Below are 24,401 nucleotides of genomic sequence, written 5' to 3'. Positions count from 1 at the left end.
GGAAAATATCGACCTAAATTATAATTCAATTTCGTATTAGCCGCAGCACAGGGGGAATCTTTTTGGAGCAGCCTTATATTACCGGTGCACTGCTGCTTTGCCTTTGACCATTAAATTCATAAAAATTAACCTGACAGACCGGGACATTTTAAAAAATGGTTATCCTGCGATCCTGATCTCTTTTACATCGATCTTGCCGTGCACGGTTGTCAGCCGGGCTTTCTGATTCTTATAGGTCACCGTCCCAAACCCCGTAGCGGCCGCAATAAAGCAGGTAAAGTCACCGATCTTTGAATCGATGTATACCGTTTTATCAACGGCATCGTACCGCAGCCCTGTAAGCCCCTGCAACATGCCATAGCTCGACATTGCCCTTGCATACCAGTGCCCGCATTCATACTCGTTAAAGGGGTTCCGGATCTTTCCGTCATACCGGTTGCGGCAGGTCCGTACGATCTCCAGGCCTTCCTCCACTTTTCCCATCATCATTAAATGCGCAGCCACCTGGTACTCGATCCCCGTCCATACTTCATTGCTGTACACAAAGGGCAGGGACAGTTTTCCACCCCTGGGCCAGGTGCACAGCAGCAGCCCGCCTTCATTTCCCAGCGCATACGCCGGCCGCTGCGGGTTCACGTGCCCTTTGAGGCTCTTTTTTAAATTGTACCGGTGTACCGAAAGAAGATGACTGGTTATCTTATTGCGGTCAACCGGGTCTTCCAGCCCGCAAACGGCCGCGATCCAGCTTCCCAGGACGCCATCCGACAAACAGCCCTTGCCATATTGATATTTCGGGCCTTCTTTTTTCAGGATTTCAACCGCCTCTTTGGAATAGGCGCCTCCGAAGGATTGTGCCTCAGCCGGGTTCCGGGCTTTTAATCCCTCCCACCGGATCTTTTGAAAAAAGAATTCGCCATTGTACAGCTGGCTTTCCAGGAAGGTCTTTCCTTTTTCCAGCAACGACTCATAGACCGAAATGTCTGCTTTAAGAAAACGTCCCATTTTGATCATGGATTGCAGCGCCCCGAGGTAAAAGGTGGTGCACATGGCATCGGCCCCCCAGAATTCGATATCATACGTGTTGTGATGGGGTTCTTCCAGCACGCCTTTATGCATCGGGTCCCAGGTTTCAATACAATAATCAAGGCTGCATTTTACAAGCGGATATATTTTTTCTAACCAGGCCTGGTTCCCGCTGATGCGCCATTCCCGGTACACTTTCATGATCCCGCCCAGCTGCCCGTCGGCCGCAGCATGAAAATCGTGCTTTACGGGGCTGATGGGCATGTTGGCGCGAAAGGTCTGATGCCCTCCGGCGCTCTGGTCCTCGCAGAACTCCGTATTCCGCAGCCCGATTTCCAGTCTGGGAAACAGGTGACAGATCGCCTGTGCATAATTCCAAACGTGTGTGCAGGTTCCGTGACAGCACCCGTTCTCATCACTGCACCCCTCCCAGGCCCACATCCGCCCGTCGTACTGGCGCAATACGGTGGGCGATTTCAAGATGGTAAGATTGGCGGCAACCGCTTCCATCACCTCGGGTGGCAGGGTGCTGCTGTAAAATGCGTCTTTAAATAAAGCGGACTTTTTTTTCAGGGTTTCATATTGCTGCAGCCAGTACCCGGCCACGGCCTGTATATCTGCGAACCTGGATGCATACCAGGGCTTGTATTTTTCGCCGGTAAACTTTACAAATGTATCCAGCCCCGATACTTCCGGGCTGATGCAACATGCTGCGCTGTTGCAATGCTCTTTCCCGTCGGGGCCTTTATCCTGTATCCGCAGGTCCGATTCCGGTACATACCAGGCCATCAGGACGCGGACCGTTTTTTGTGCGCCTGGCGCCAATGTAAACGGAACAAACAGCGATGCACCCGGAGCGTCCCATGCTGCGGGCGGATTGTCCTTTGTGGCTCCTGCTTCAATGACATTCCAGATCATTGTCACCGGGTCAAACCAGCCGCCCCTGAACCAGCAATAATCGATCACCGGCCGCTCTTCCGCGGTAGTAAAGATGGCAAAATCGGTTTGGGTAAACGGTTTGTCCTTACCCGGCTCCTGGGAAAGGATAAAGCCATTGTCCATTTTCCGGATGCGCCCCCGTTCACCCCGGGCCACAAAATTCTTCGCATTATACGAGAACACCGCCTCTATTTTTTTTGGTGACCGGTTTACGAAAGTATATTCCAGCGCGCCCGCCGGCAGACCGGAGTGGTCTTCATCGCCCGGGATAAAAGGGCTCCAGCCATTGATCTTTACGGTAACCGGCACTTCTTCATCTTCCAATGCGACCGTGCCGAACGGGAACCGCGCCCGGAAGGACGCCTTGCTAAAACGGGGCAGCCCGTAGCTGGTGCCCCCCGCGCCGTTCCCTGTTCCCCGCTGACCAAAGATCTTCCACTCCGGCACCGGGCCTTCCAGCACCCTGGCCACAGGCGTTGCTCCTTTTACAGACAGGGCGGCAAATACCTGGGGCTCAAAAAAAACCTCCGGCTTATGATTGATCGACATATGCGAAACAGCACCGGTACCCTCCAGGCAAAACATACCGGCGCCCAGCCCGCCGACCGGGAATGCTACCCGGTTGAGGTGCTCCTCCTCATAATCAGCATTGTATGCCCTGGCCGCAGCGGGCAGCCTCTTTGCGGCACCGACACCGGCGGCACCAGCATTTTTTCCCGGTAAAACGGCGCCCACCGTGATGCCGGACGCAGCAGCCAATCCGCCAACGCCCAGCTTTTTAATAAACGATCTTCTTCCTGTTTCCTTATTCATATGGTTCTTTTTATGTCAAACGATCGGTGTCATTCAGGATACCACATGGCTGTACCGGTGTGTGGGCCGGGGATAGCCGGGGCGCAGCGACCGGCACTGGCGGATCTCGTAAAACAGTCCGCCTTCTGCAGATTGCGCCAATGCCGCAAAAACCATCTGCTCCAGCGCTGCGGGGTCAGCCTCTACCCGTGCATTGATGGTCATCTGTGCAATATTGCTGATCCCCGCCGAATTCCTGAACTGCAATGTATGCCCGGCGCCGGTCTGGTTCCCGATGCAGTACCGGTCTCCCATACCTTCGATCAGGATCTTGATATGCCCGATCCCTGCCGGGCTTCCCAGCAGCGCATTCAGGCGGTGAAAATAGTTTTCCAGGAACCGGTCCCAATCTACCGCCGTTCCCTGCAGCAAAACGGATGCATTGAGCCATCCCAGCACCGCTTCACCTTCTGCATAAACATCATAATCTATCGCCGCTATCCGGCTTCCGGAAACCGTGCCTTGCAGTACCTGATCCAGCCATTCCTTCACGCCGGTTCCCCTGCGGGCACTTATGGTCCCCACTTCGTGGTCCGGAAAGGCCAGCTTTACTTTCTCCGTCAATACCTGCAACCGTTCGGGCCTTATAGTGTCTGTTTTTGAAATGAGGATCCTATCGCTTTCTTCCAGTTGCTTGCGATATATATAGGCCGCAGACGGGTGCAGATCTGCCGGGTCCCCGTCAAGAATGCGCTCCAGTTTTTCCGGATCGGCAAGTACAGTAAAGGGCGCCAGCTCTATTACTGCCTGCATCTGGCTTTTCAGTGGCTGTAAAAGTGTGGCGGAGATGTCGGTACAACTGCCCACCGGCTCGGCAATGATCACATCCGGCGCCGTATGGCGACCCGCAAGCTCGCTCAGCACCCCGGCAAACCCCTCATAGTTGCAGCAGAAACAACTGCCGCTGATCTCCCGGGTCATGCTGTTCTGCTTCGTTAAAAGATGGGTATCTACCAGCGCATCTGCCTGGTCATTGGTGATGAGGCCCACGGATCGTCCGCCGGCGGCAAGCAATGCGGAAGCCTGCTGCAAAAGCGTTGTTTTACCCGCACCCAGAAAGCCCCCCACGAAGATCAGTTTTACTCTATTCGTTTTCATATCTTATCTTTAGCTCCGCACGCGGAGACCGTTTTAAATAATAATTGTACAGCAACGCAGCCAGCGTGGCACCCGCAAACGGGGCCAGTATATATACCCAGCAAAAGCCACCTGCCGGAACAGGAAATGCGGCTCCCCGCCATCCGGCGAAATAAGCAACCAGCCGGGGGCCAAAGTCCCGCGCCGGGTTAAAGCCCGCCTGGGTAATGGAGGCAAAAAGAACAATAAGCAGTGTCAGCACAGCGCCAATAGCTACCGGCGCCCATTTTGACCTGTTCTTTTTACCAGGTTGCTCATGGGTAGCCATAAAAATACCAGCCGTTAATAAAAAAGTGCCCGTACCTTCTGCAAGCATGGCAGGCAAGGCCGGGTAGGGCGCATAAAATTCCCCAAACATCCGGGCAGTGGTTACCGACGCCGGCGTTCCTCTGAAAATATGATGCGCCGCTTCATAACCCCTTATCGGATCATTCAGGACCGCATACAGAACGAGCGCAGCTGCCATTGCCCCAAAGAGCTGCGCTATAAAATACAACAGCAGTTTGCGCTTTTGAAACCGGCCGGCAATGGTCATGGCAATGCTTACAGCGGGATTAAAATGCGCACCACATACCGGTCGCACGGCATAAATGGCCATCACGACCGCGACACCCCAAACCGCAGCAATGGCGGCGATATGCGGCAGCCAATCGAATAAAATCGAAACGGCAACAGCCCCGCAACCTAAAAACACCAGGATAAAGGTGCCCGCGGCTTCTCCCAAAAACTCCTTAAGCGAACTGTGCATACTATCAATGCCTTATTTAATCGTTTAAACATGGCATTCCGGATCACTTCCGGAACAACAAAACCGCTGCTCATCACACTACCTGTTCCGGATGCCGGGTCACTTTGCATGCCCGCTTTTGAACAGGCCCGGTCCGTAATGATCGAGGATCCGGTTATAGGCCTCCGCTGCCGCGCCATTGCCCCAATCATATATCGTAAACTCGCCGATCCCCAGCCCCTGCGCGTTGGTACTCCCATTGTGGCCGTAGTTCTCCATCATAAACCCATAATCCTTTCTGTTGAAAAAAGGCCACCGGGCCTGCCACTGCTGCATGGTACCCGGGTTCAGAGGGGTGTACATCATCACAAAGGAAGCATTGAGGGCGGCAATGCCCCGCTGGCGGTAGTCCGGACGGCGGAGCAATGTTCCGTACCGGATGATCAGTTCTGCAAAAAGACTCTGCCGTGAATCATTCCATTCTGCATCTCCGTTCATCACTCCAAAGCCGCCCAGGGTGCGCACGGCCATATACGGGGGCTGCCATACCGCCTGCCACAGGAGCAATTCGTCCAGTACCCGCTGACCCGCAACAAGATAGTTTTTTTCTTTGGTAATCTGAAACATTTCCAGCAACGCCTGTGCTGTCCAGAATATGGAAAAACTATTCTGCTTGTACATATTGTTGCGCGGTATTTTACGTCCCACCCAATCAGCAGCGCCGATGCGGCTGCAGGACCAGTAGGTTTCGAAATCTTCCCACCGGCCTTCGGGCACAATATCCTCCATCACCGCATGCATGGCCTTTACAGCACTGCTCCGGTACCGCGGGTCACCCGTAAGGACATACAACTTTAACAGGAAGGTTATCGAAATACTGGTTTCCGGCGATTGATTCAGGTGCTGCAGCGGTTTCAGATCATCCAGCCCCAGCCAGGCCGGGAAAAAGCCCCTGGCATCCTGTAACCCGATCAGCGCATCGGCATAGCGTTGGGCATATTGCAATAATCTCTTATCTTTTTCCAGCTCATCATACCAAACCAACATCCAGTAGGCTGTGAAGCTCATATCCGCAATATGATAAGGCGCCTTGCGGGCGTCCCAGGTATAGGGATTGCGGTTCGAGTTTCCCCAATAACGGGTGCCCCAGCCTTTGGAACCCCTGTATTTTTTTCCATCTACCGTAACCTCTTCCATTTCTGTAGCTATTACCGATGGGAAAATGCCATCATGCTGTGGAAAAGAAAGCGCCAGCTCTTTTGTCTGCAATGCGTAGCGCATCAGCGAATCGTTGCCGGTTCTTCCGGCGTACCGGTACAGCCCCTGTGCAGAGCGCAGGGAATTAAACCAGGCCTGGTTCCATATGGAAAGAAATTCCCGCTGATTGGGGATCCCTTTATAATTCGGGCTTTGGGTCGTATTAACGATGAATACCGGCGCACCCAGTTTTTTACCGTCCAGCTCAAATTCCTGCCACACCGCAGGCCGCCAGTTCTTAAATGCCCATTCGTAGGTTTGCTTTACATACGGTTCCAGCCCTGCATGCTGCAGCGGTTCTCCTTTCCGGAACAACGGGCTGCCCCATTTTTTCCATAAAAAGGAAACGGCTTGCTGAAACGGATTCCGGATGGCTTCCTGCTGATCCGAAACAATGCAATAAAAACCGATCGAAACCCGGCCCTTTGGGAACACTGCTCCCGGCTTCCTTGTAAAAAGCACATGCTCCTTTATAGCCGTTTCGCCCATACCCAGCACCAACCGGTTTTCCCGGGCATCCATATCCATATACCAGGGTACTGCGCTGCCTTTTTGCAGCAGGTCAAGATCGGGTATAACGGTGAGCATTTGCGAAGCGTCCGTAACAATAAGTGCCGGCGCCCGGAATACATGCTGGGCAATTACATGATTGCTATCAGGAGTCAGGTGCGGCGCCCAGTTAAAACGGGGCCGGAACGCAGGCCGGATGGAGAATTCCCAGTGATCTGTTTGTACATCTTCTTTCAGATACAACGATACCTGAACTTTATATATGTTTTTTTCAATTTTGCTGTAAACAATATCCAACGCCGCTGTGTCCAACCCTGAAGAACGGATATTGCTGATATACCGCTTTAACCCCACCGGCATATTGCCTTGCGCAAGGGCTGAGCAACAATGATTCACCAGAAAAAAAAGTACCCATATCCAATATTTCATACCCGCTCTTCCTAACATACGCCAACTATTTAGTTAAAAATAAAAATATCACCGGTTAAAAACCGCTAACTCGCGGATCGTCGTAAGCAAGCTGTTCTTACCCGGCCGGCCAACGATCCTGATACCGTCTCCTGAAATTCTTTTAAAGGTTATAATATATTTACTCCCCGCGGATGGATGCACATCCACGTAAGGGATACGCCTGATCTTTGCCTTTACATTTTTCCACCTGAAATTTTTCCGGACCTGCACCCGTACATCGTCCGCCGTTCCTTTAACCGCCGTATCCGCCGTTCCGGAATAATACACCAGCTCATTCATACGACAGGGTCTGCTGAAGCTGTATCCCCAATAATATTCCTGTCCCTTTTCCAGGCGGGGCCAGTTCAGGCTTGCCTCCTGCTCCAGGCCGGTATCATTTAAAAAAGACAAGTAACCCTTCCGGAGACTTCCGCCCAAGAGTGGTGTAACGATATCCCAAGGAAGATTCGCTACGATATTGCTGTCAGAACGCCCTGCACGGGTCTTTTGATTTTTTAGATAGGGAACCAGCCATAATTTCCTGTATGCAAAATCATAGTGCTTTACACCGCCCGAAAACGTACTGCTGACCAGTCCCATCATCCGCCCATCTTCACTAATGAATTTGGAGGGCGCTACGACGGCATATCCGCCATACTGTTTTTCTGTCCACGGATACGGACCAAAATCATAAGAAAAAAACAATTTCCATGGACCCCAGGGGCGTGGTGATTCATAAAATTCAAAAGTGAATTCTGTCCATGAAGTATAAATATACCGCTGCAGCGGCTTGTTATACACAACCGATCCCTGGGAGATCACACTGAAATCCTTACTCAATCCGGGTTGTACACTGTTGGCCGGATAGCGCCTGCGCAGATCCTCCAATACCGGCTTTTTATCGGAAATATCCGGCGACCATTGCACGCGCTTGCCCCGGGTGCCTGAAAAAAACTCCCAGGCAGACCGGTCCAGTATCTTATCCCCGGGAACGCGGGCCAGGTACAGCCGTTGAGGGTCCGGTACAATATCATGATAAGAATCCCGCCAGTTACTATCTAACCCATATGCGTATACATAGTGATCAAAAACATTATCCCGGTTATCTTTCCCATAATCCAGGAACATGATCGTGGTGAACCCATGATTGATGAACATAGGATGACCGGCGCCTTTCCAGGTCGTTCCTTTATCAGCTGAAGCGTAAATACTGGCAACCGGGACCTCATTAAATGTGCGTTCCCCTTTTTTATTTAAGTGCTGCACGGCCAGGTACAAAATGCCATTTACGGAGATCATCCCGGTAGGCTTCCGGTTATATTGAGCCGTATCCAAAAACAGATCCGCCACCTGGTTACCCGAGGCCAGCCGGATGCCGGACAGGCTATTGTCTGCGATCATCCCCGAGATCCGATTCACCACAATATCGTCCCATTCCCCGTCCAGGTCAAACCCCTTTCCATCTCCATTGGCGGCATAAAGCTGGTCATCATCGGACCAGGCAGCAGGCCACAGGTCGCCGTCACTCTGCGTATCTGTTCCAACCGGCTCCACTGCAGCCGCTGCAAAGAAACTCCGCTGTTCCTTCACATGGATACACGAATAAAGGCACATAAAAATAAAAATCCAGAACAACCGCATTTTTCATCTGCTTATTTAATTATAAAATATCCTGTTCTTTCAGGGATGGCCTTTACTCTATAAAGGCCAGTTCGGCTTTCATAAAAAAAACATTATACGGCACCCATTGTGACATATTAAAATAGATTTCCTTTCCCGTGCTTAAGGGATGCACAAATGCACCATATAAGGCCGGGTACAGCGAAGTGCTGACCAGTACATTGGGTCCGGACCAGGGGCCACTGACATCATGAGCATAACGGATCTCCAGATCGCGATCTCCCAGGTAGGTTAACATCCATACTTTATAATACCGGTTAAATGTCAGCGATGCCTCCCCCATAGCGCCATTGAAGAGCGGTGTTGCCGCCGCTTCATTATTCAATATCCATTGTGTTCCGTTCCAGTATTCGTAGGCCGGCTGGTTCAGCATATCCTGCTCCCGGCACCGGGCCAGATATGGAAGCGCTCCTCTTAACACTTTGGTACCTACTATATAAACATAGCCATCTTTTTTGGCATAAGCTGCACAAGTAAACTTACTGCCCCCGGGATAATAAACGGATGTACACCGGGTCCAGTTTCTACCATGATCCACAGACTGATATAACGAAGCAAAATTGGTAACAAACCCATCCCATGATTTTAAATCCCAGTAGTGCACATAATCTACCCCCTTCACATGAATTGCTCCGGAAGGAATGGCGGTATAGCCATTGGACGACCTGGAAATAATTTGCCGGGCAAAGTTATCATTCCCTGGTTCAGCAGCCATATAATCGATAGATAAACCATCTTCCAGATCAGCATCGGTTGAAAAACCCAATGTATTGTATCTCCATTGACCGGCACCCCCGGGGCCTCCGCCCACCGGCTTGAAATCATTTCCATAGGTGTCTCCAAAGAAAATACCCGTCTGGCCGTTCTCCATATCCCACAGGATCCCCAGGTCTGTTCCTCCGATGTTCCATTGCGCTGTTGGAGCAGGATTGGCCATTTTTTCGCCTGCCAGGGGGACACCCGTTAACCGGGAGATCCGGGTCAACTTAACCGGAAGCAGGCCGGTTTGCGTGTTTATATAAAGTCTTTTGGTATCAATAGGCTTCCCGCCCTGGTCAATCACCACAATTAAAAAAACGTAGACATCCCGTTTATCAGCAGGGATCTCAAACCTGAAATCGTACCGATCCGATAACTGTGCAGCCGGTATCCGAACGTATTCCGAGAATTTACCGGGAGTCGTTTCTAACTGAATTTTCAGCTCTTTGATAAGGTGAACATTTTGCAGCTGGATAAGAGCAGATACCGCGGCTCTTTTACCTGCATACACCGTATCTTCTGCAATTGTTATGGATGGCTGCCCGCCGGCTTCCGTTTTACGACATGCCTGCAGCAGCAAAAGTATCCCTGCCAAAATACCGCCTGAGCATTTCACAAACTGTAGATATCTCATTATCCTGTTTCTTTTATGGGTTGCTTCACATGAGCCCGGGCACCATCAGCAATAGTATGCATCACCGCCACCGGGGCTTATCATCCTCCCTTGTATTTATGTGCGCTGCTACTTCCCGGTTTTCAAAAAGGTAAAACTGTCCGTATCCATTACTAATTTATCTGCGCCACCGGAGCTGGCCACAAATTTTGCTTTGACCATTGCCGTACGGCGGGGTGACACTTTATCCATGGCATTATGAGTATGGCATACATAATACATAGATCCATCAGCATCCGCAAATATATCGCCGTGCCCGATACCGGGTTTGCCCGTATTGCCCATGCTCAATATCGGGTTTTCGGCCGCTTTTGTCCAGGGGCCCATCGGGTTGGAAGCCGTAGCGTAACCAACTGCATATTGCTGGTTCTCAAAATGATTGGCAGAATACACCAGGTAGTAGACCCCTTTATGCTTTAAGACGGTAGGCCCTTCCGTAACCCTTGCCTGTATCGTTTCCCACGGCGCTGTTGCTGTTATACACAAGGCGCGGGTACTCTTATCAATGGCGGTAAAATCATCATTAATCGCCGCTACATAAATTTTATTGCCGTTGGTAATGTCTACATGATAAAGATATTTTTTCCCGTCATCATCAAAAAAAACATAAGGATCTATATTTTTCTGATCGAAGGCAATGGGGTCATTTACAGAAAACGGGCCTTCCGGGCTGTCCGAGATAGCTATGGCAATTTGCTCATTGGCCACATAGGCCATATAAAATTTACTATTCCGATACCATACCTGCGGTGCCCAAAAGCCTTTGGTGCCAAAGGATTCACCCACCGTCAGCACAAATCCTCCCCCGGGCCGCGCTGAAGGTTCCCATTTCTTTTTGTCAGGCGATACATATGCCCTGATTCCTTTATCCGGTGTACTTCCATCCGTGCCATACAGGTAATATTTCCCCTGGTAAAGAAAAATAGTGGGATCTGCCTGGTAAATGGGCTGAGCGGTTGCGGCAGGCGGATCCGGCACGGGATCTTTTTGAGCGGATCCCTTACTACAGGAGTAGAAAAGGATCCCTAATATACAATAGCCCGACAGCATGGATATTTTAAATTGTTGTATCATATTTCAGAAGCTGTTTAGAAATAGATCTTTCTGATACAGTCGGTTATTTTTCCCGCTGATCTTCGCTAATTTTCTTCGCAGATCCCCGCTAATGAATTCTTTTCTGTGGTTGGTCTGCGCCATTCCATCTAACAATCCAGTTTTGCGTTTTTTATGCTCACTGATGGCACCGGTTTTCACATATTTGTATGGGATCGTTTTAAGTCTGTGCCATCCGTAAGCCTCTTTTACATATTTACATATAGCCGGCTGTTAGTGGCGGCGTTTTTATTTTAATATCCTCCAATCTGCGGGAAATAATCATCATTACTACTTTTTGCGGCCCCTTTTCAGGCAGTTTTCTAGAAAAAGTATGTTTTATCCGGATCAAAAGCAATCGCATATACACCATTCGTTTGTCCAAGCGCCAGTATTTCGTTCCCTCTCACGATAATTTTCTTGAACACATTCCAGCCCGTTCCTACTTTCTTTCCGGCGCCCGGCACACCTCCGTTCACAGGATAATACCATAAATCACCGGCCGCATTCACACAAATCAATGCATTGGGGTTGGTGGAAGGATACGCCGCTATTTGTGTATAATTAAACCCTGTGGCTACCTGCGTCCTGTTCACATCTATTTTGGAGAATATCGGCTGCCGCCACAAACTGCCGCCATTATCCCTGGTAAAAAGGTAATCGCCAAAGGGAGTAATGAGGTACTTATCCCAGAAATCTCCCTGCCAAAACGTATTCCAGTCCGCTATCGATACGATGATATTCTCGGTTGGCTTGGGATTGTTTTGTACTATATTTTCAGGATACATATTAAAACGGAACAAACCTGCCCAGTACGGATAGTTTCTTACAACCATTGAATTTTCACTCACATAGTAAAAAGATTCCGAGTCTTTCCAGTTGACGCCGATGTGCAGTGGCGGCTGATTATATATACCTTCGGCATTGGGCAGATACATCAGGATATCCAGGTTATTCTTATCATTGGAAATCACCGTATTCTTAGGCCCGATGCTGAGGATCCCTCCCCAGTTGCTGCCCAGGTTCAGTATTTCCGGCTGCCCTACTTTTACCAGGTAATAGGTAGTGGCATATTCCGGCAAAATCCTGCTTCCGCCGCCATCTACGGATTGTATGCTTATGGGCAATATATAGGTTTTAAATAATGCCAGGGATTCATTCGACTTAACGGTCAGCGTCAACTTATCCGTGCTGCGGTCCCCGGTACGTATAACGGCAGAAGCGGCGCTTAGCGAGTAATTGGCGGCAGGCAATAACGGATAATTTGTTCCATGCCTGTCATTAAAAGCCGTTACTTCAGCTTCATCCACTTTAAATGATACATTGATATCGCCCGCTGCATTTTCAACGCCACCCAGGTAGGCGCTATAAGCTAATTCAAAGACGGCCTCATCCCTTGTAACGGCTACTACGGTAGAATCATTAGCAGCACGCGGCATATACACGTTCTTGTATATTTCCGGGTCTTCAATACCGCTGTAATATTTATCACAGGAGACGAGGGCCATTGAAATACAGGCTATGATAAAAATTATTTTATTTTTCATTTTTATAGTTTTATAGTGATGGAAGTATTCAACCGGCTCGTTTTATTACCAGTACATACTCTGCTGCAAATTGCGGTCTTTGTCCAGCTCAGACTGCGGCACCGGCCAGAAATAATCCCGGGGTGCCAGGAAAACCCTCTTCTCCACAACCGTTCTTTTATAAAAAGACGCGTCGGTTGCCGAACTACCAGCGGTTATATTTAACCCGTATAAATTGCCGCTATTAGTGGTTGCAGCAATCTTCCATCTTCTTGTATCAAAATAACGATGCCCTTCAAAAGCCAGCTCTATCCTACGCTCCTGCCAGATCCGGGTGCGCATATCCTCCTTTGAAAGCCCTGCCGGCAGATCGGGAAGCCCCGAACGGTTACGAATGGCATTTACATACGTGTACACGTCTTCCACCGGTCCCTGGCTTTCGTTCAACGCTTCAGCATAATTCAGGTACTGTTCGCCCAGGCGGAAATAAATAAACGTTTTGAGATCCCACCCGGTATTGGTTACAATATTGATCAGCGGGTTGGAGAACTTCCGCAATACATACCCGGTCTTAGAAAAGTCCGAAGCATTTTTAGAAGCCCCGTCTTTGCCGGAATACCACATCTGTATCGTCGTATTTTTCCAGGTTTGCCCTGAAAAGTGAACACTTGCATAAAAACGGGGTTCCCGGTTTATATACATATTGCTTACACCGGCAGGCCAGTATTTTCCTGCAGCAGCCGTAAACCCGGTTTCCGTGTACCCGGTCTGGCTATTGATAATCGGAGAACCATCTGCATTATACCCAGTGATCACGTCGCGACCCTGGGTATCCCTGTAGGCGTCAACCAGTTGCTGGGATACGGACATGATCGAATAACCACCATAACTCAATGGGTTGGAGCAGCGTTCAAGGTGCTGAAAAGCCTGGTAATTGGTCGCCCACAGCACTTCCTTGTTATGGTTTTGCAGGAATATATTTGTATAGTTCTGTAAGGGATCATTACCGGTAGCCGTATAAAGACCATAGCCTCCGGCTTCACAGGCATCAATACATGCTTTTGCCGCATCGGCTGCTATCTTCCATTTATTGGCATCATAGCTTTGCGGGAACAGGTTGACACCGTCCGGATCTTTAAAGTTTTTGAAGTCATTATTGCCATTGAATAAAGGGCTGGCGGCATAAAGCAGCACTCTTGCCTTTAGTGCCAGCGCAGCAGCTTTGGTGGCCCGGCCCAGCTTGTCGCTGGATACGGTAATGGGCAATAGCTCTATGGCCTTCTCACAGTCTTTCACAATAAAATCCACGCAGGCCTCTACCGGCGATCTTTTAATGGTTGTAAAGTCATCACTGGTGTTCCATGCCCTGTCCATTATGGGAAAGGCGCCATAGAGCCTGAACAGCATAAAATGATCATAGGCCCTGAGAAAATACGTTTCCCCCAGCCAGGAGTTCTTGTTCTCCTGCGTATAGCCATCCTGAAAAGGCAGCAGGTCTATATTTTCGAGGAACAGGTTGGCCTTGCGGATGGTTTGATAAGCAAACTGCCAGTTGTCTAAAATATTCTGGGAGTTCCATCCGCCATTGTTCAAATAATGCACATAGCTGCCCGGGAAAGTGATTTCCATTTCATCGGAAGATCCGGTCCAGGGCGCCCTGTTCCCAGGGTCTACGGGGTTAATATCCCATTCCTGGCCGGCATACATGGAGGTAAGGAAGGCCTCGGTATGCAGCCTGCTCACAAAAACATCTTTGAGCGTAAGATCTTCATCAGGTGTCTTGTCCAGGAACTTTGAACATGAGCTTAAGATGATCAGGAGCAGCCCCGGTATAAATAGTTTTGTTTTCATCAGTATATTTTTAAATATATTCATTAATTAAAAATTGACCTGTAACCCAAAGTTCAGAGACCGTTGCAGGGGGTACAGGTTAATATTGCTGTAATCCCCGCTATTGGTACCGTTATTAGACTCCGGATCAAGAAACTTTAACTGATCGAACGTTAACAGGTTGGTACCATTTATAAAGAAACGGAGGCTTTTCAGCTTGTACCTTTTCACAACCAGCTCCGGCAGGCTGTAACCGATTTCAGCGTTTTTCAAACGCAGGTACGAAGCATCCCGCATATATTGGGTGGAATTCTGGAAATTGTTTGCGTTATTTTCGGGCGTGGCCGCAGGATAGCGGGCATCCAGGTTATCCGGCGTCCACCTGTTGTCATAGTATTCCTTTAGTATATTATAGCTGCCCGGGCCTCTCTGGAAGGGGAAAATGGACGGGCCAACGATAAAGATGCTCGTTCTGGCCGCGCCGTTAAAAAATACGCTTACATCCACCCCTTTCCAGGCAACGGTCCCGCCAAAGCCATATACGATTTCGGGCGTGCGCGGATAGCCATCGAGAAATATGTAATCGTCAGCATTCACAAGCCCATCGCCGTTCACGTCTTTAAACTTGATGTCCCCGGGGCGTACCGGGCCAAACCGCTGCGCCGGACTTTGGTCGATATCTTCCTGGTCCTTAAACAGCCCTATTGCCTGCAAACCATAAGGCGCACCTATGGAATGGCCCTTTGCAGATTGATAGGGTACTCCTTCCCTTAGCGGCTTATCATCTTCTATAACCTCATTATGCGCATACGTAAAATTGCCCATGAACGAATAATACACCTGATTCGGGGCGGGTTTGTTCTGAAACTTCAGGCTGGCATCTATACCGTGGTTCTTTGATTCCCCCAGGTTACCGAAAGGAACAATCCATGAAAAATATCCCGCCACATAAGGAATGGTTCCCCTTCGTATCAGCATCCCCTTTCTCCTTTCGCTGAATGCATCCACCTGCAACGTGAGCATATTGAACAGCTCCGCATCAAAGCCTATATTTTTTTTGAAGGAAGATTCCCAGGTAACGTCCGTAACCCCAATCTGACCTTCGTCATAGCCTCTATATCCCTGCTGGCTGCTGCCGAACCAGGCAGTATTGGCATCTTTGGTTATTGTTGTCAGGTATAAAAAACGGATGTTATTAGCCGGCGTTATCCGGTCATTACCCACCTTACCATAAGAGCCTCTTATTTTTAGCTGGTTCATCCAGTCTACATTCCAGAACTTTTCATTGGAAACGATCCAGCCGGCGGAAACAGAGGGAAAGAAGCCATAACGTTTATCCGGGGGAAACTGTTCGGAACCGTTGATCCCCATGTTCAATTCCATCATATACCGGTTGTCATAAGCATAAGTGGCACGACCGGCATAGCCCCTGCTCCTGTAAGGCAACGCCAGAATAGACGAAGCAGCTGCCTGGTATGTATCTTCTTTCTGATTAAACAATAATAAACCGCTTACGTCATGTTTACCGTTAAAGGTACGCTGGTAGTTCAGGGAGGCTTCTATGTATGAGCCCTTGTCATTATTAGCGACAAATTTTGAATAACCGAGGTTACCGCCTTCGCGCACCACCGTATATTTGTCTTCCTCCGAAACAGGGTCCTTGCCCATATACTGCTTGATCTCGTAGGCCTTAATCCGGTCAATGCCGCTGAAATTGTAATAGTCATAAGCAAACCGGCCATTAAGAGACAGTCCTTTGGTAACCAACCGTGACAGATCCCATTTGGCGGCCAGCGTGCTTTGCAGGGTATGCCGGGCCTGGTCGGAATAGCCGCTTTGCGTAACCAGTGCATAAGGATTGCGGCCCAGATACGAAGCGCCGCCGGCCACGGACCCGTCCGGATTTTTTACAGGGTACTGGATCGGGGAAATGACCCCCAGGGCGCCGAAGATATCCGGCATGGGGGTACCGGGATAATGGCCGTTCTGGATGATGGCGCCCAGGCCCACCGTAAGGTTAAACGTTTGGGAAAACTTTACGTCAATATTCGACCTGAAATTATAGCGTTTCACATTCGAATTCGTGTTAAACTTATTCAGCCCGTCTTCCTTATAAAGCCCCGATTGCATCAAAAAGCCCACATTGGTATAATAACGCACCATTTCCGAACCGCCGGATATGTTGAGGTTGTGAATGGTCTGGTAGGTATGTTTTTTAAGAATGATATCCGTCCAGTTCACATTGGGATGTAAATAAGGATCGCTGCCATCCGCATACTTTTGCAGGTCCTCATCGGTATAGGATACATTCGTCATGCCGATATGACGCTGGGCTTCATTCAGCAGGCTGGCATATTCATAACCATCAATATACTCCGGCATCCTTAATGCCGTAAGCTGTGCAGCTTCTGAACGCAGACTAACAGTTGGTTTGCCTATTTTACCTCTTTTGGTATTGATCAGTATTACGCCGTTCGCACCGCTCACACCATACACGGCGGTGGCCGACGCGTCCTTTAAAATGGTAAAACTTTCTATCTCCTCCGCCGTAATATTATTCATATCCCGGCCTCTTACCCCGTCAATCAGTATCAACGGGTCGTTGCCACCTGAAAACGAAGCCTGCCCTCTGATAAATACCGAGGCCTGGTCGTAGCCCGGTTCCCCGCTGCTCTGCCGCGTAATAATACCGGGCAGCCGGCCACCAATGGCATTTGACAAAGAAGGCACCGCCGCGCGCTGCATATCGCTCGCCGACACGGATGAAACGGCACCGGTAACCGTAATTTTCTTCTGCGTTCCATAACCTACCACTACCACTTCGTTCATTTTTTGCGCTACCTCATCAACGTAGAGGGTGATGGCCACATTCCGTTGCCCGCCCGGCAACATCCTTTGGGTAATGTACCCTACGTTAGAAATTTCAATACTGTCGGCAACGTTGTCCATTTCGAGCATGAACCGCCCGCTCAAATCTGTTGAAGTACCTTTATTTTCCGCATCTGCAATCTTAACGGATGCGCCCGGCAGGGGCTTGCTGTTTTCATCGGTAACAACACCATGCAGCACCCAGCTGCTTAAAGGCACCGTGTCCTGTAGCGCACTCGTTTTGTTGCTTATGGTTCGGTCGTTACCGCTTGCCTGCCGGTAAAGCATCAGCAGGCAAACGCTCCATAAAACCATTAAGCAGCCCCGCTGTAAAGAGCGGTCAAATGGAAGGTTTCGTTTTTGGCTCATAACTATAGAAGATTAAAAAGATGACCGGGCATGCCCGCTATGAATAAAATGTTCAAGATTCTTTGCTTAATCGTTTAAATTATATATCCCGACGACAAATACAGGATACACCTCATCCAAACAGTTTCTTAAATCCGGCTTTTTCCTGCTGCACCTTTCAAGACAATCGCAAAAGCTTAATCGTTTAAGTAAAAATAGTGTTTTTTTTATACGCAACAAAAAAATAATATAAGTTTTGTGAAATATACGATCAGCGGGGCCACGAAAAAGGGCGCCGGATGGAACCGCGCCCTTTATATGCGAATGTCTTTAACCCGCTCCTAATACTGTGCTTTTACCTTATACCCGTTTACCGCATAATACAGGATGAACAGGAATAAGGGGATCGGTACCAGAAACCCTTTTGCCATTCCAAAAGTATCGGATATGGCCCCCATAATGGGTGGGAATATGGCGCCACCGGCAACAGACATTACCAGGAACGCCGCAGCCCGTTTGGTACTCGTCCCCATCCCTTTTATAGCCAGCGCAAATATGGTGGGGAACATAATAGACATAAAGAAGAAAACACCGTATAAAGCAATCAGTGACGGCCATCCCATTTCGGCTGAAACCACCGGCAGCAGAACGCATACGGCCAGCGTGTAAAGCGCCAGGAGCTTCGTTGGTTTAAAATACTTCATCATCATACTGCCGGTGATCCTTCCCAGCATAAATAAAGCAAAACCGACCGACAAAAAATAGGGCCCGTACTTTGTATCCCACCGGGGCGACATATCATGATCTGTAACAAAATTGATCAGGTAGCTGAACACACCGGTCTGGGCTGCTACATAACAGGCCTGCGCGACCACGCCCAATCTAAAATGCCGCTTGTCCCACACAGATCCTGTAGTGACCTGCTCAGTTCCGGATAAAATTTCGGGATCATCGCCGGGTGTGGCAGAGGCTCCGTGACCGTGCGCCGCCAGCTCATCTTCCTCGGTTATTTCCGGCAACTTCAGGCGCGTAAAAATAAACGCTACCAACAATACGGCAAGGCCGATAATAGCAAACGGCAATACGATGGAAATCATTTTTTCGCCCTCTACATGGCTTTGATTACCGTACACATATAAAGCGATCAGCGGGCCTACTACCCAGGCCAATCCGTTAAACGACTGAGAAAAGTTGATCCGGCGCTCCGCAGTTTCCGGCGGACCCAATTTTGTGGTATAAGGATTGGCCGCGGTTTCCAGCGTGGTAAGGCCGGCACCAATTACGAGGAGACAGCATAAGAAGCATACAAAGGATTCCAGCGGGGCCGTAGCAGCCGCCAGCAATGCGCCACCGGAGAAAAGCAGCAATCCGAAGATCACCCCTCTTTTATAGCCGTACTTTTTCATAAAAATAGCGGCCGGCATGGCCATACAAAAATAGGCGCCGTATAATGAGAACTGGATAAAGCTGGATTGCCATTTTTTTAAATGCAGCATTTCCTGGAAATTCTTGTCCAGCGTATCCAGCATCCCGTGCGCCACCCCCCAAAGAAAGAACAAGGCGCTGATGGCGGCAAACGGCGCCGCATAGTTAATACCATCCCTGATAAAAAGTGATTTCTTTTCGCTCATGTCGATTGTGTAAGTTGGATAAAATATTCTTTGTTGTTATATACTCATCGTTGTTTGCAGGATACAGCGCCCGGATTCCAGGTTCCTGGTTCTGCTTCGCAGCGGGTTCCGGCTTCCACCAAACATAGCAACCATTGACCATTCACCTATGCACCTATCCTATACAAAGCGGTAAAATACATATTTTTTGCAGAATCCTGTTCGCCCCGGTTAATATAAACTACAAAAATGTAAATTTTGTTTACAGTCTGGCCCAGCTTACAGCAATGAGTCTTCAGCCAACAGCATCTGCAACCCTCAACCGCCTTCAACAATTTTCAATCACAGGCCGCCCCGGTGGTCCGCAAAAAGTGAAATAGATCCGGCGGCAAACATTGAACCAGGAATCTCAAACCATAAGCTAACAACCCTATACGCTTTATCCGTACAACGGGCCATAAACATTGCAGGCCCGGTAATCGGCGCCCTCAGGATCCATTCCAAACGCACCCCACGCAGATGGCCGGAAGATCTTCGTTTCCGGAACATTGTGCATGGCTATGGGAATGCGGAGCATGGAAGCCAACGTGATCAGCTGGTTCCCGATATGCCCGTAACTGATGGCTCCGTGATTTGCCCCCCAGTTGGCCATTACCGAATAAACGTCCCTGAAAAAGCCGTTGCCGGTAAGATTGGGTACAAACCAGGTAGTAGGCCAGATCCGGTCCGTACGTTCATTCAATACCTGGTGTACCTTTTCCGGCAGATCGATCGTGTGCCCCTCGGCGATCTGCAATACCGGCCCCTGCCCTTTTACCAGATTTAAGCGGCACATGGTTACCGGCATGCCGCCCCGGGTAAGAAAGGTGGAGGAATAGCCGCCCCCGCGCATATAATCCCTGTTGGAGGGGCTCCAGGTAGTAGCTGCCAGGCAGGCTGCAGCCTCCTTCTCTTTGATCTCCCAGAAGGGCTTCATGGCGGGCTTACCGTTCCGCGACTGCTGACCGGTGCCATCCAGGGTGGCAGAGCCCGAATTGATGAGATGGATGAATCCATCCTGCGCAAGGCCATCGGGTCTCCAGCCCGATACCCGTTCCGTAGCGTCGGGACTCCAGTAAGTGCGCACATCGGCAAAGATCTGTGCCGCGTTCGTCAGCAGGTAATTGAACAGCATGGATACGCCGTTATAGCAATCATTTTCGGTAGCCACCATATAAGGATTCCGGATGCCGTTCCAGTCGAAGGAGGAGTTCAGTATCGCTTCTGAAAAATCGCCGTCCGGCAGGAAATCGGTCCACTGCCGCTGTCCCTGAAATCCGGAGACCAGGGCATTGTGCCCCTGCGCTTCCTCGGCATATCCCAGCGCTTCCAGCCTGGGGTTGCCGGTCATCAGGTCCCGCATGATCATGGTCATTTTGGTAACAAATTCCCAGTCCCTGTCCTTTTCTTTTCTTGATTTTATTTTTTCCCTGCGGTTATGATCCTTTCCTTCCTTGCAGTTCTTCTTTACCCAGGCAATGGCTTTTTTAAACTCTTCCGGGTCAAAGATGCCCAGCTGGATGCGCCGCAGGATCTCGGAGGAATCCACATATTCATTGCGCATTCCCAGATACTCCTGAAAAAACTGCGGATCAACGATCGATCCGGCAATGCCCATTGATACCGATCCGATGGCCAGATAAGACTGGCCCTTCATGATCGCCACGGCCATGCCGGCCTTTGCAAAAAGCAGCAGCTTTTCTTCCACATCACCCGGTATCGATGTGTCTCCCATATCCTGCACATCCCGGCCATAAATACCAAAGCAGGGCAATCCTTTCTGATTGTGCGCAGCCAGGGTGGCGGCCAGGTACACGGCTCCCGGGCGTTCGGTACCGTTAAAACCCCAGATAGCCTTGGGTACGGAAGGATCCATATCCATGGTTTCCGAGCCGTAGCACCAGCAGGGCGTTACCGATAAAGAAAGTCCAACATTATTTGCGGCAAACTTCGTCGCACAAGCGGCCGCCTCTTTTACCCCGCCAATGCAGCTGTCCGCAAGAACGCACTCTACGGGACTGCCGTCCGGATAGGTCAGCTTTTTTGAATACAAGGCAGCCACTGCCCGGGCCATTCCCATCGTTGTTTCTTCCAATGATTCCCTGATCCCCCCCAAACGCCCGTCAATAATGGGACGGATCCCTATTTTGGGATATTTATTTTTTTGCAATTTTCTTTTTACTGCCATTTTATAGCTATTAGACTTTAGATATTAGATGCTGGATACTGGATTTTGGATACTATCATACTAAATACTGGATGCGGGGCACTGGATGATCGACGCCGGATGGCAGACAGCCTGTTCTGTTTGAGATGGGATCCGGTTTTATGCCTGCTCCCGGTAGCCATCGGTCTCCACACTTCCACATTCCTAAATTCTCACATTCCTACATTTTCAAATTGTTCCGGTTAAACGCCCTGACCCCATTAACCCGTGGTCATTTGCTAAATGCTTTTTCTATTTCCTCCACTGATACGCCCAGCACTTTCTTTGCGATCGCGCTCAACACGGCCTTGTCGCCGGTAAAATGATATACGCTGTGCCGGTGCGTTTGTGTGGCTCCGGGTTTCAGAAAGGCTGCAGGAGAAACGCTTTCCATTTCATAAAACGGTCCCATCTGTTTGCCGTCTTCCAGTGGCCCGTCATTATAAGCGTTCATCGCATCCCCGCTAAAGGGCTCCCGGTCCGTTCGCCATTCCTGGTTTAAATATTTTCCCGCAGGGTCCACATCGTATTTAATAATGGTGAGCACATTACCGGCTGCATCATAGCTGCCGGCAACATCTTTTACCCGCGCCGGGGGAATGCCCAGCTTGCTCCGCGACTTCCCGTCTGCTTTGAAGAACAGCAGGCCATTACTGTAGTGGACGCGGTCCCTGGGGATCTCTCCAAAATAATCAGTAGTAGCCACCTTCCCCGTTGCTTCGTTCTTATAGGGGATCACGATGATGCACTGCTCCGATGGGGTAAACATATCGAGGTTCCACATGCAGGGGGCACCTGTTTTTTCATCCCAGGCCTGTGACCCGCTGTTGGTAATGCTATTGACCGTTTTGAATGCCACCGATTTGATGCCGGCTCCCAACGCTACTCCCAGATCGGAGGCAATGGCCTCCCGGCCAATCAGTGCCACCTGGCGTATTGCTTTCAACTGCAATTGCGTACCCGCATAATTCTGCAGGTTCATTTCCTTGCTCATGGAAACCGAAGATCCGTCGGACGTTTCAAGTGTCCAGGATTCCGTATCAATGGGCGCCGGTGTTTTCCAGTTTTCAAATTCCATTTTTGTACCGGGCTTAAAGTACAACGAAAAAATGCCACCCTCCGGCCCCAGCCACAGGCGGTCTTCGCCGCCATAGGCATTCATATGCGCATCTTCCGGCCCTTCAAATGCCTTATAATTCACCCACCCGAAGCTTTTACCGGCCAGCCCGTCTGCCGATGAAGTGAACACTTTTGCCTGATAACGCGGGGAAACAAGTACCTGGCTGGCGCCATCGTTGCTTTTCAGCACGATGAGCCCACTGTCCTTCTGCTGCAAAAACTGCACATCATATCCAAAGCTTCCCTGCCCGTGGTTTTCCATACCGGTATTTGTTTTTTTTGAATCAGATGTGGCACCGGGCGTTTTTGTATCGCCGTTACAGGACGCCAATACGGCTACGGCAGCCATCGCAATAAGTGTATTCTTTATTTCCATATGTTCATTTTTTATTGTGCGGAATCCCGGGTCTGAGCCTTCAGCAATCAATTGAGACCCCAAGACCCTCAAAAATCTCAAAACCCAGATCTCAAACCCCGGATAAAGCCGGCCGTTCCTTAATTCACCTCCAGTATATTGGCATCCGGCAATTTGGGAAATTTTTTATGCGGTTCTGTCTGATACCAGTAAGCTACCGTAATAATGTCGGAATGCTGGGGCAGGTAACGGCCGCCCGATTTCCAGCCCAGATCCTGTATGGTCACTTTCAGCTCTTTGTCGAATCGTATGGGATCCATAATATGCCAGCGGTACATGCCAAAACGCATTTGTGACCCGTACAGCCCGTCCGGCTTAAGCACCTGGTGCAGCCCGGCATAGGCGGTTGAAAATTCCTGGTACTGATGCGTCCTTTTATTTTCAAAATTATAGGAGCCGCAGAAATAATCTTCCGTCCCGGTTCCCACGATCGTTGCATAATCATCATCCCCGTCCATATAGAATTTTATTTCGCCTTCTCCCCACCATCCGTTATTGGTAACACCTACGCCCATATACGTGCCTACGTATTGTCCTTTTCCTTTTACCCCATCCAGGATGGTATGCAGGGAGGTCATATTCGGTTTGCTGCGGCGGTACTGGGCATGAAAATAACCTTCGTCGGATCCCACATCTGTTAATGTATAATCCACCTGGTAATATAAGCGCATCGGCTGCGTATCGATGTTCTGCATGGTGATCTTGCAGTTCTTCCGGAACGGCATCTTCCAGTAGCTGTTAAAAGCGCTGCCCGGGTTCACCGTCATCGCCAGCGAATTCAGCGGGGAGAACTGGTTCCATGCCATACCGAAAAAGGGTCCTACGGGACTTTCCACGGAAGGATCCGATTCCCCATCATAGTAGATCCTGAAAATCGAAAAATTAAAATTTCCGGTCGGTGTCATCCAGATGTGCTGAATGGCTCCGGGACCGGCAATATCTGCCATTGTAAAGGTCTCACCGGGTTCGATGATGATGAAGGGGTTCACCTTCCAACCCCTGCCCAGCTCGCGTGCCTCATTGGCCGCGTTGGCCACATTACGTTTTCCCTTGTCCCTGGCCGGATCCGCCATGCCGCCTTTTCCTTTTTCACCGGTAAAATTTTCCGGACTGATGGAACGGGTCTTTGCATCAGACAGACGCGACAAATTCCCCAGACTCATATCCAGACCATTGAATTGCTCCTGGGAAAAACCCTGGCAAACAAAAAGAAAAGACAGGAACAAAAATCCAATTTTTTTCATACTGACATTTTTTAATGAACAATCGTAAACAGAAAAGCTTATACGTTTAAGCAAAAATAATGGGTTTCTTTTTAACCACCAATTTTATTCTATAGCG

The 24,401-nt window shown here is 49.7% G+C and carries 14 protein-coding genes; all 14 read right to left on the bottom strand.

Going from position 1 to position 24,401, the window contains the following annotated elements:
• Positions 1-159 precede the first annotated feature (159 nt).
• The 14 genes from B160_RS0102070 to B160_RS0102000 all read right to left on the bottom strand — a co-directional run bounded on the left by B160_RS0102070 (position 160) and on the right by B160_RS0102000 (position 24,304).
• The gene (locus B160_RS0102070; protein ID WP_018626187.1) at positions 160-2,775 is read right to left on the bottom strand and encodes a GH116 family glycosyl hydrolase; all 2,616 of its coding nucleotides are present in this window, start codon (positions 2,773-2,775) and stop codon (positions 160-162) included.
• A gap of 33 nt (positions 2,776-2,808) precedes the next feature.
• The gene (locus B160_RS0102065; RefSeq protein ID WP_018626186.1) at positions 2,809-3,912 is read right to left on the bottom strand and encodes a GTP-binding protein; all 1,104 of its coding nucleotides are present in this window, start codon (positions 3,910-3,912) and stop codon (positions 2,809-2,811) included.
• A complete protein-coding gene (locus B160_RS28210; RefSeq protein WP_018626185.1) occupies positions 3,899-4,699 on the bottom strand; it encodes an MIP/aquaporin family protein in 801 nt (266 codons plus the stop codon). The genes B160_RS0102065 and B160_RS28210 overlap by 14 nt, the downstream gene beginning before the upstream one ends.
• Positions 4,700-4,798: 99 nt before the next feature.
• Entirely contained in the window at positions 4,799-6,892 is a 2,094-nt protein-coding gene (locus B160_RS0102055; protein ID WP_157557852.1) for a hypothetical protein, read from the bottom strand.
• Positions 6,893-6,922: 30 nt separating this feature from the next.
• Positions 6,923-8,485: a DUF4185 domain-containing protein gene (locus tag B160_RS28205; RefSeq protein WP_169539981.1), complete on the bottom strand. Its 1,563-nt coding sequence runs from the start codon at positions 8,483-8,485 to the stop codon at positions 6,923-6,925.
• 103 nt (positions 8,486-8,588) lie between these two features.
• Entirely contained in the window at positions 8,589-9,929 is a 1,341-nt protein-coding gene (locus B160_RS28200; protein ID WP_169539980.1) for a glycoside hydrolase family 183 protein, read from the bottom strand.
• Between the two features lie 147 nt (positions 9,930-10,076).
• The gene (locus B160_RS0102040) at positions 10,077-11,081 is read right to left on the bottom strand and encodes a glycoside hydrolase family 43 protein (protein WP_157557851.1); all 1,005 of its coding nucleotides are present in this window, start codon (positions 11,079-11,081) and stop codon (positions 10,077-10,079) included.
• Positions 11,082-11,422: 341 nt separating this feature from the next.
• Positions 11,423-12,646: a DUF1735 domain-containing protein gene (locus B160_RS0102030; RefSeq protein WP_018626179.1), complete on the bottom strand. Its 1,224-nt coding sequence runs from the start codon at positions 12,644-12,646 to the stop codon at positions 11,423-11,425.
• 45 nt (positions 12,647-12,691) lie between these two features.
• A complete protein-coding gene (locus B160_RS0102025; RefSeq protein WP_018626178.1) occupies positions 12,692-14,476 on the bottom strand; it encodes a RagB/SusD family nutrient uptake outer membrane protein in 1,785 nt (594 codons plus the stop codon).
• A 27-nt stretch (positions 14,477-14,503) separates the two neighbouring features.
• Complete coding sequence (locus B160_RS0102020; protein ID WP_018626177.1) at positions 14,504-17,692, bottom strand: SusC/RagA family TonB-linked outer membrane protein; 3,189 nt, start codon at positions 17,690-17,692, stop codon at positions 14,504-14,506.
• A 320-nt stretch (positions 17,693-18,012) separates the two neighbouring features.
• Positions 18,013-19,302: a sugar MFS transporter gene (locus tag B160_RS0102015; protein ID WP_018626176.1), complete on the bottom strand. Its 1,290-nt coding sequence runs from the start codon at positions 19,300-19,302 to the stop codon at positions 18,013-18,015.
• Positions 19,303-19,720: 418 nt separating this feature from the next.
• Positions 19,721-21,508, bottom strand: a complete 1,788-nt coding sequence (locus B160_RS0102010) for an L-fucose isomerase (protein WP_018626175.1) — start codon at positions 21,506-21,508, stop codon at positions 19,721-19,723.
• Between the two features lie 250 nt (positions 21,509-21,758).
• Entirely contained in the window at positions 21,759-23,021 is a 1,263-nt protein-coding gene (locus tag B160_RS0102005; protein ID WP_018626174.1) for a DUF6786 family protein, read from the bottom strand.
• A 119-nt stretch (positions 23,022-23,140) separates the two neighbouring features.
• Complete coding sequence (locus B160_RS0102000; protein ID WP_018626173.1) at positions 23,141-24,304, bottom strand: glycoside hydrolase family 172 protein; 1,164 nt, start codon at positions 24,302-24,304, stop codon at positions 23,141-23,143.
• Positions 24,305-24,401: the final 97 nt, after the last annotated feature.

It is taken from the genome of Niabella aurantiaca DSM 17617, assembly GCF_000374125.1.
Taxonomy (GTDB): domain Bacteria; phylum Bacteroidota; class Bacteroidia; order Chitinophagales; family Chitinophagaceae; genus Niabella; species Niabella aurantiaca.
Note: the sequence above shows the minus strand (reverse complement) of the source record. Positions and strands in the feature narration are given on the sequence as shown.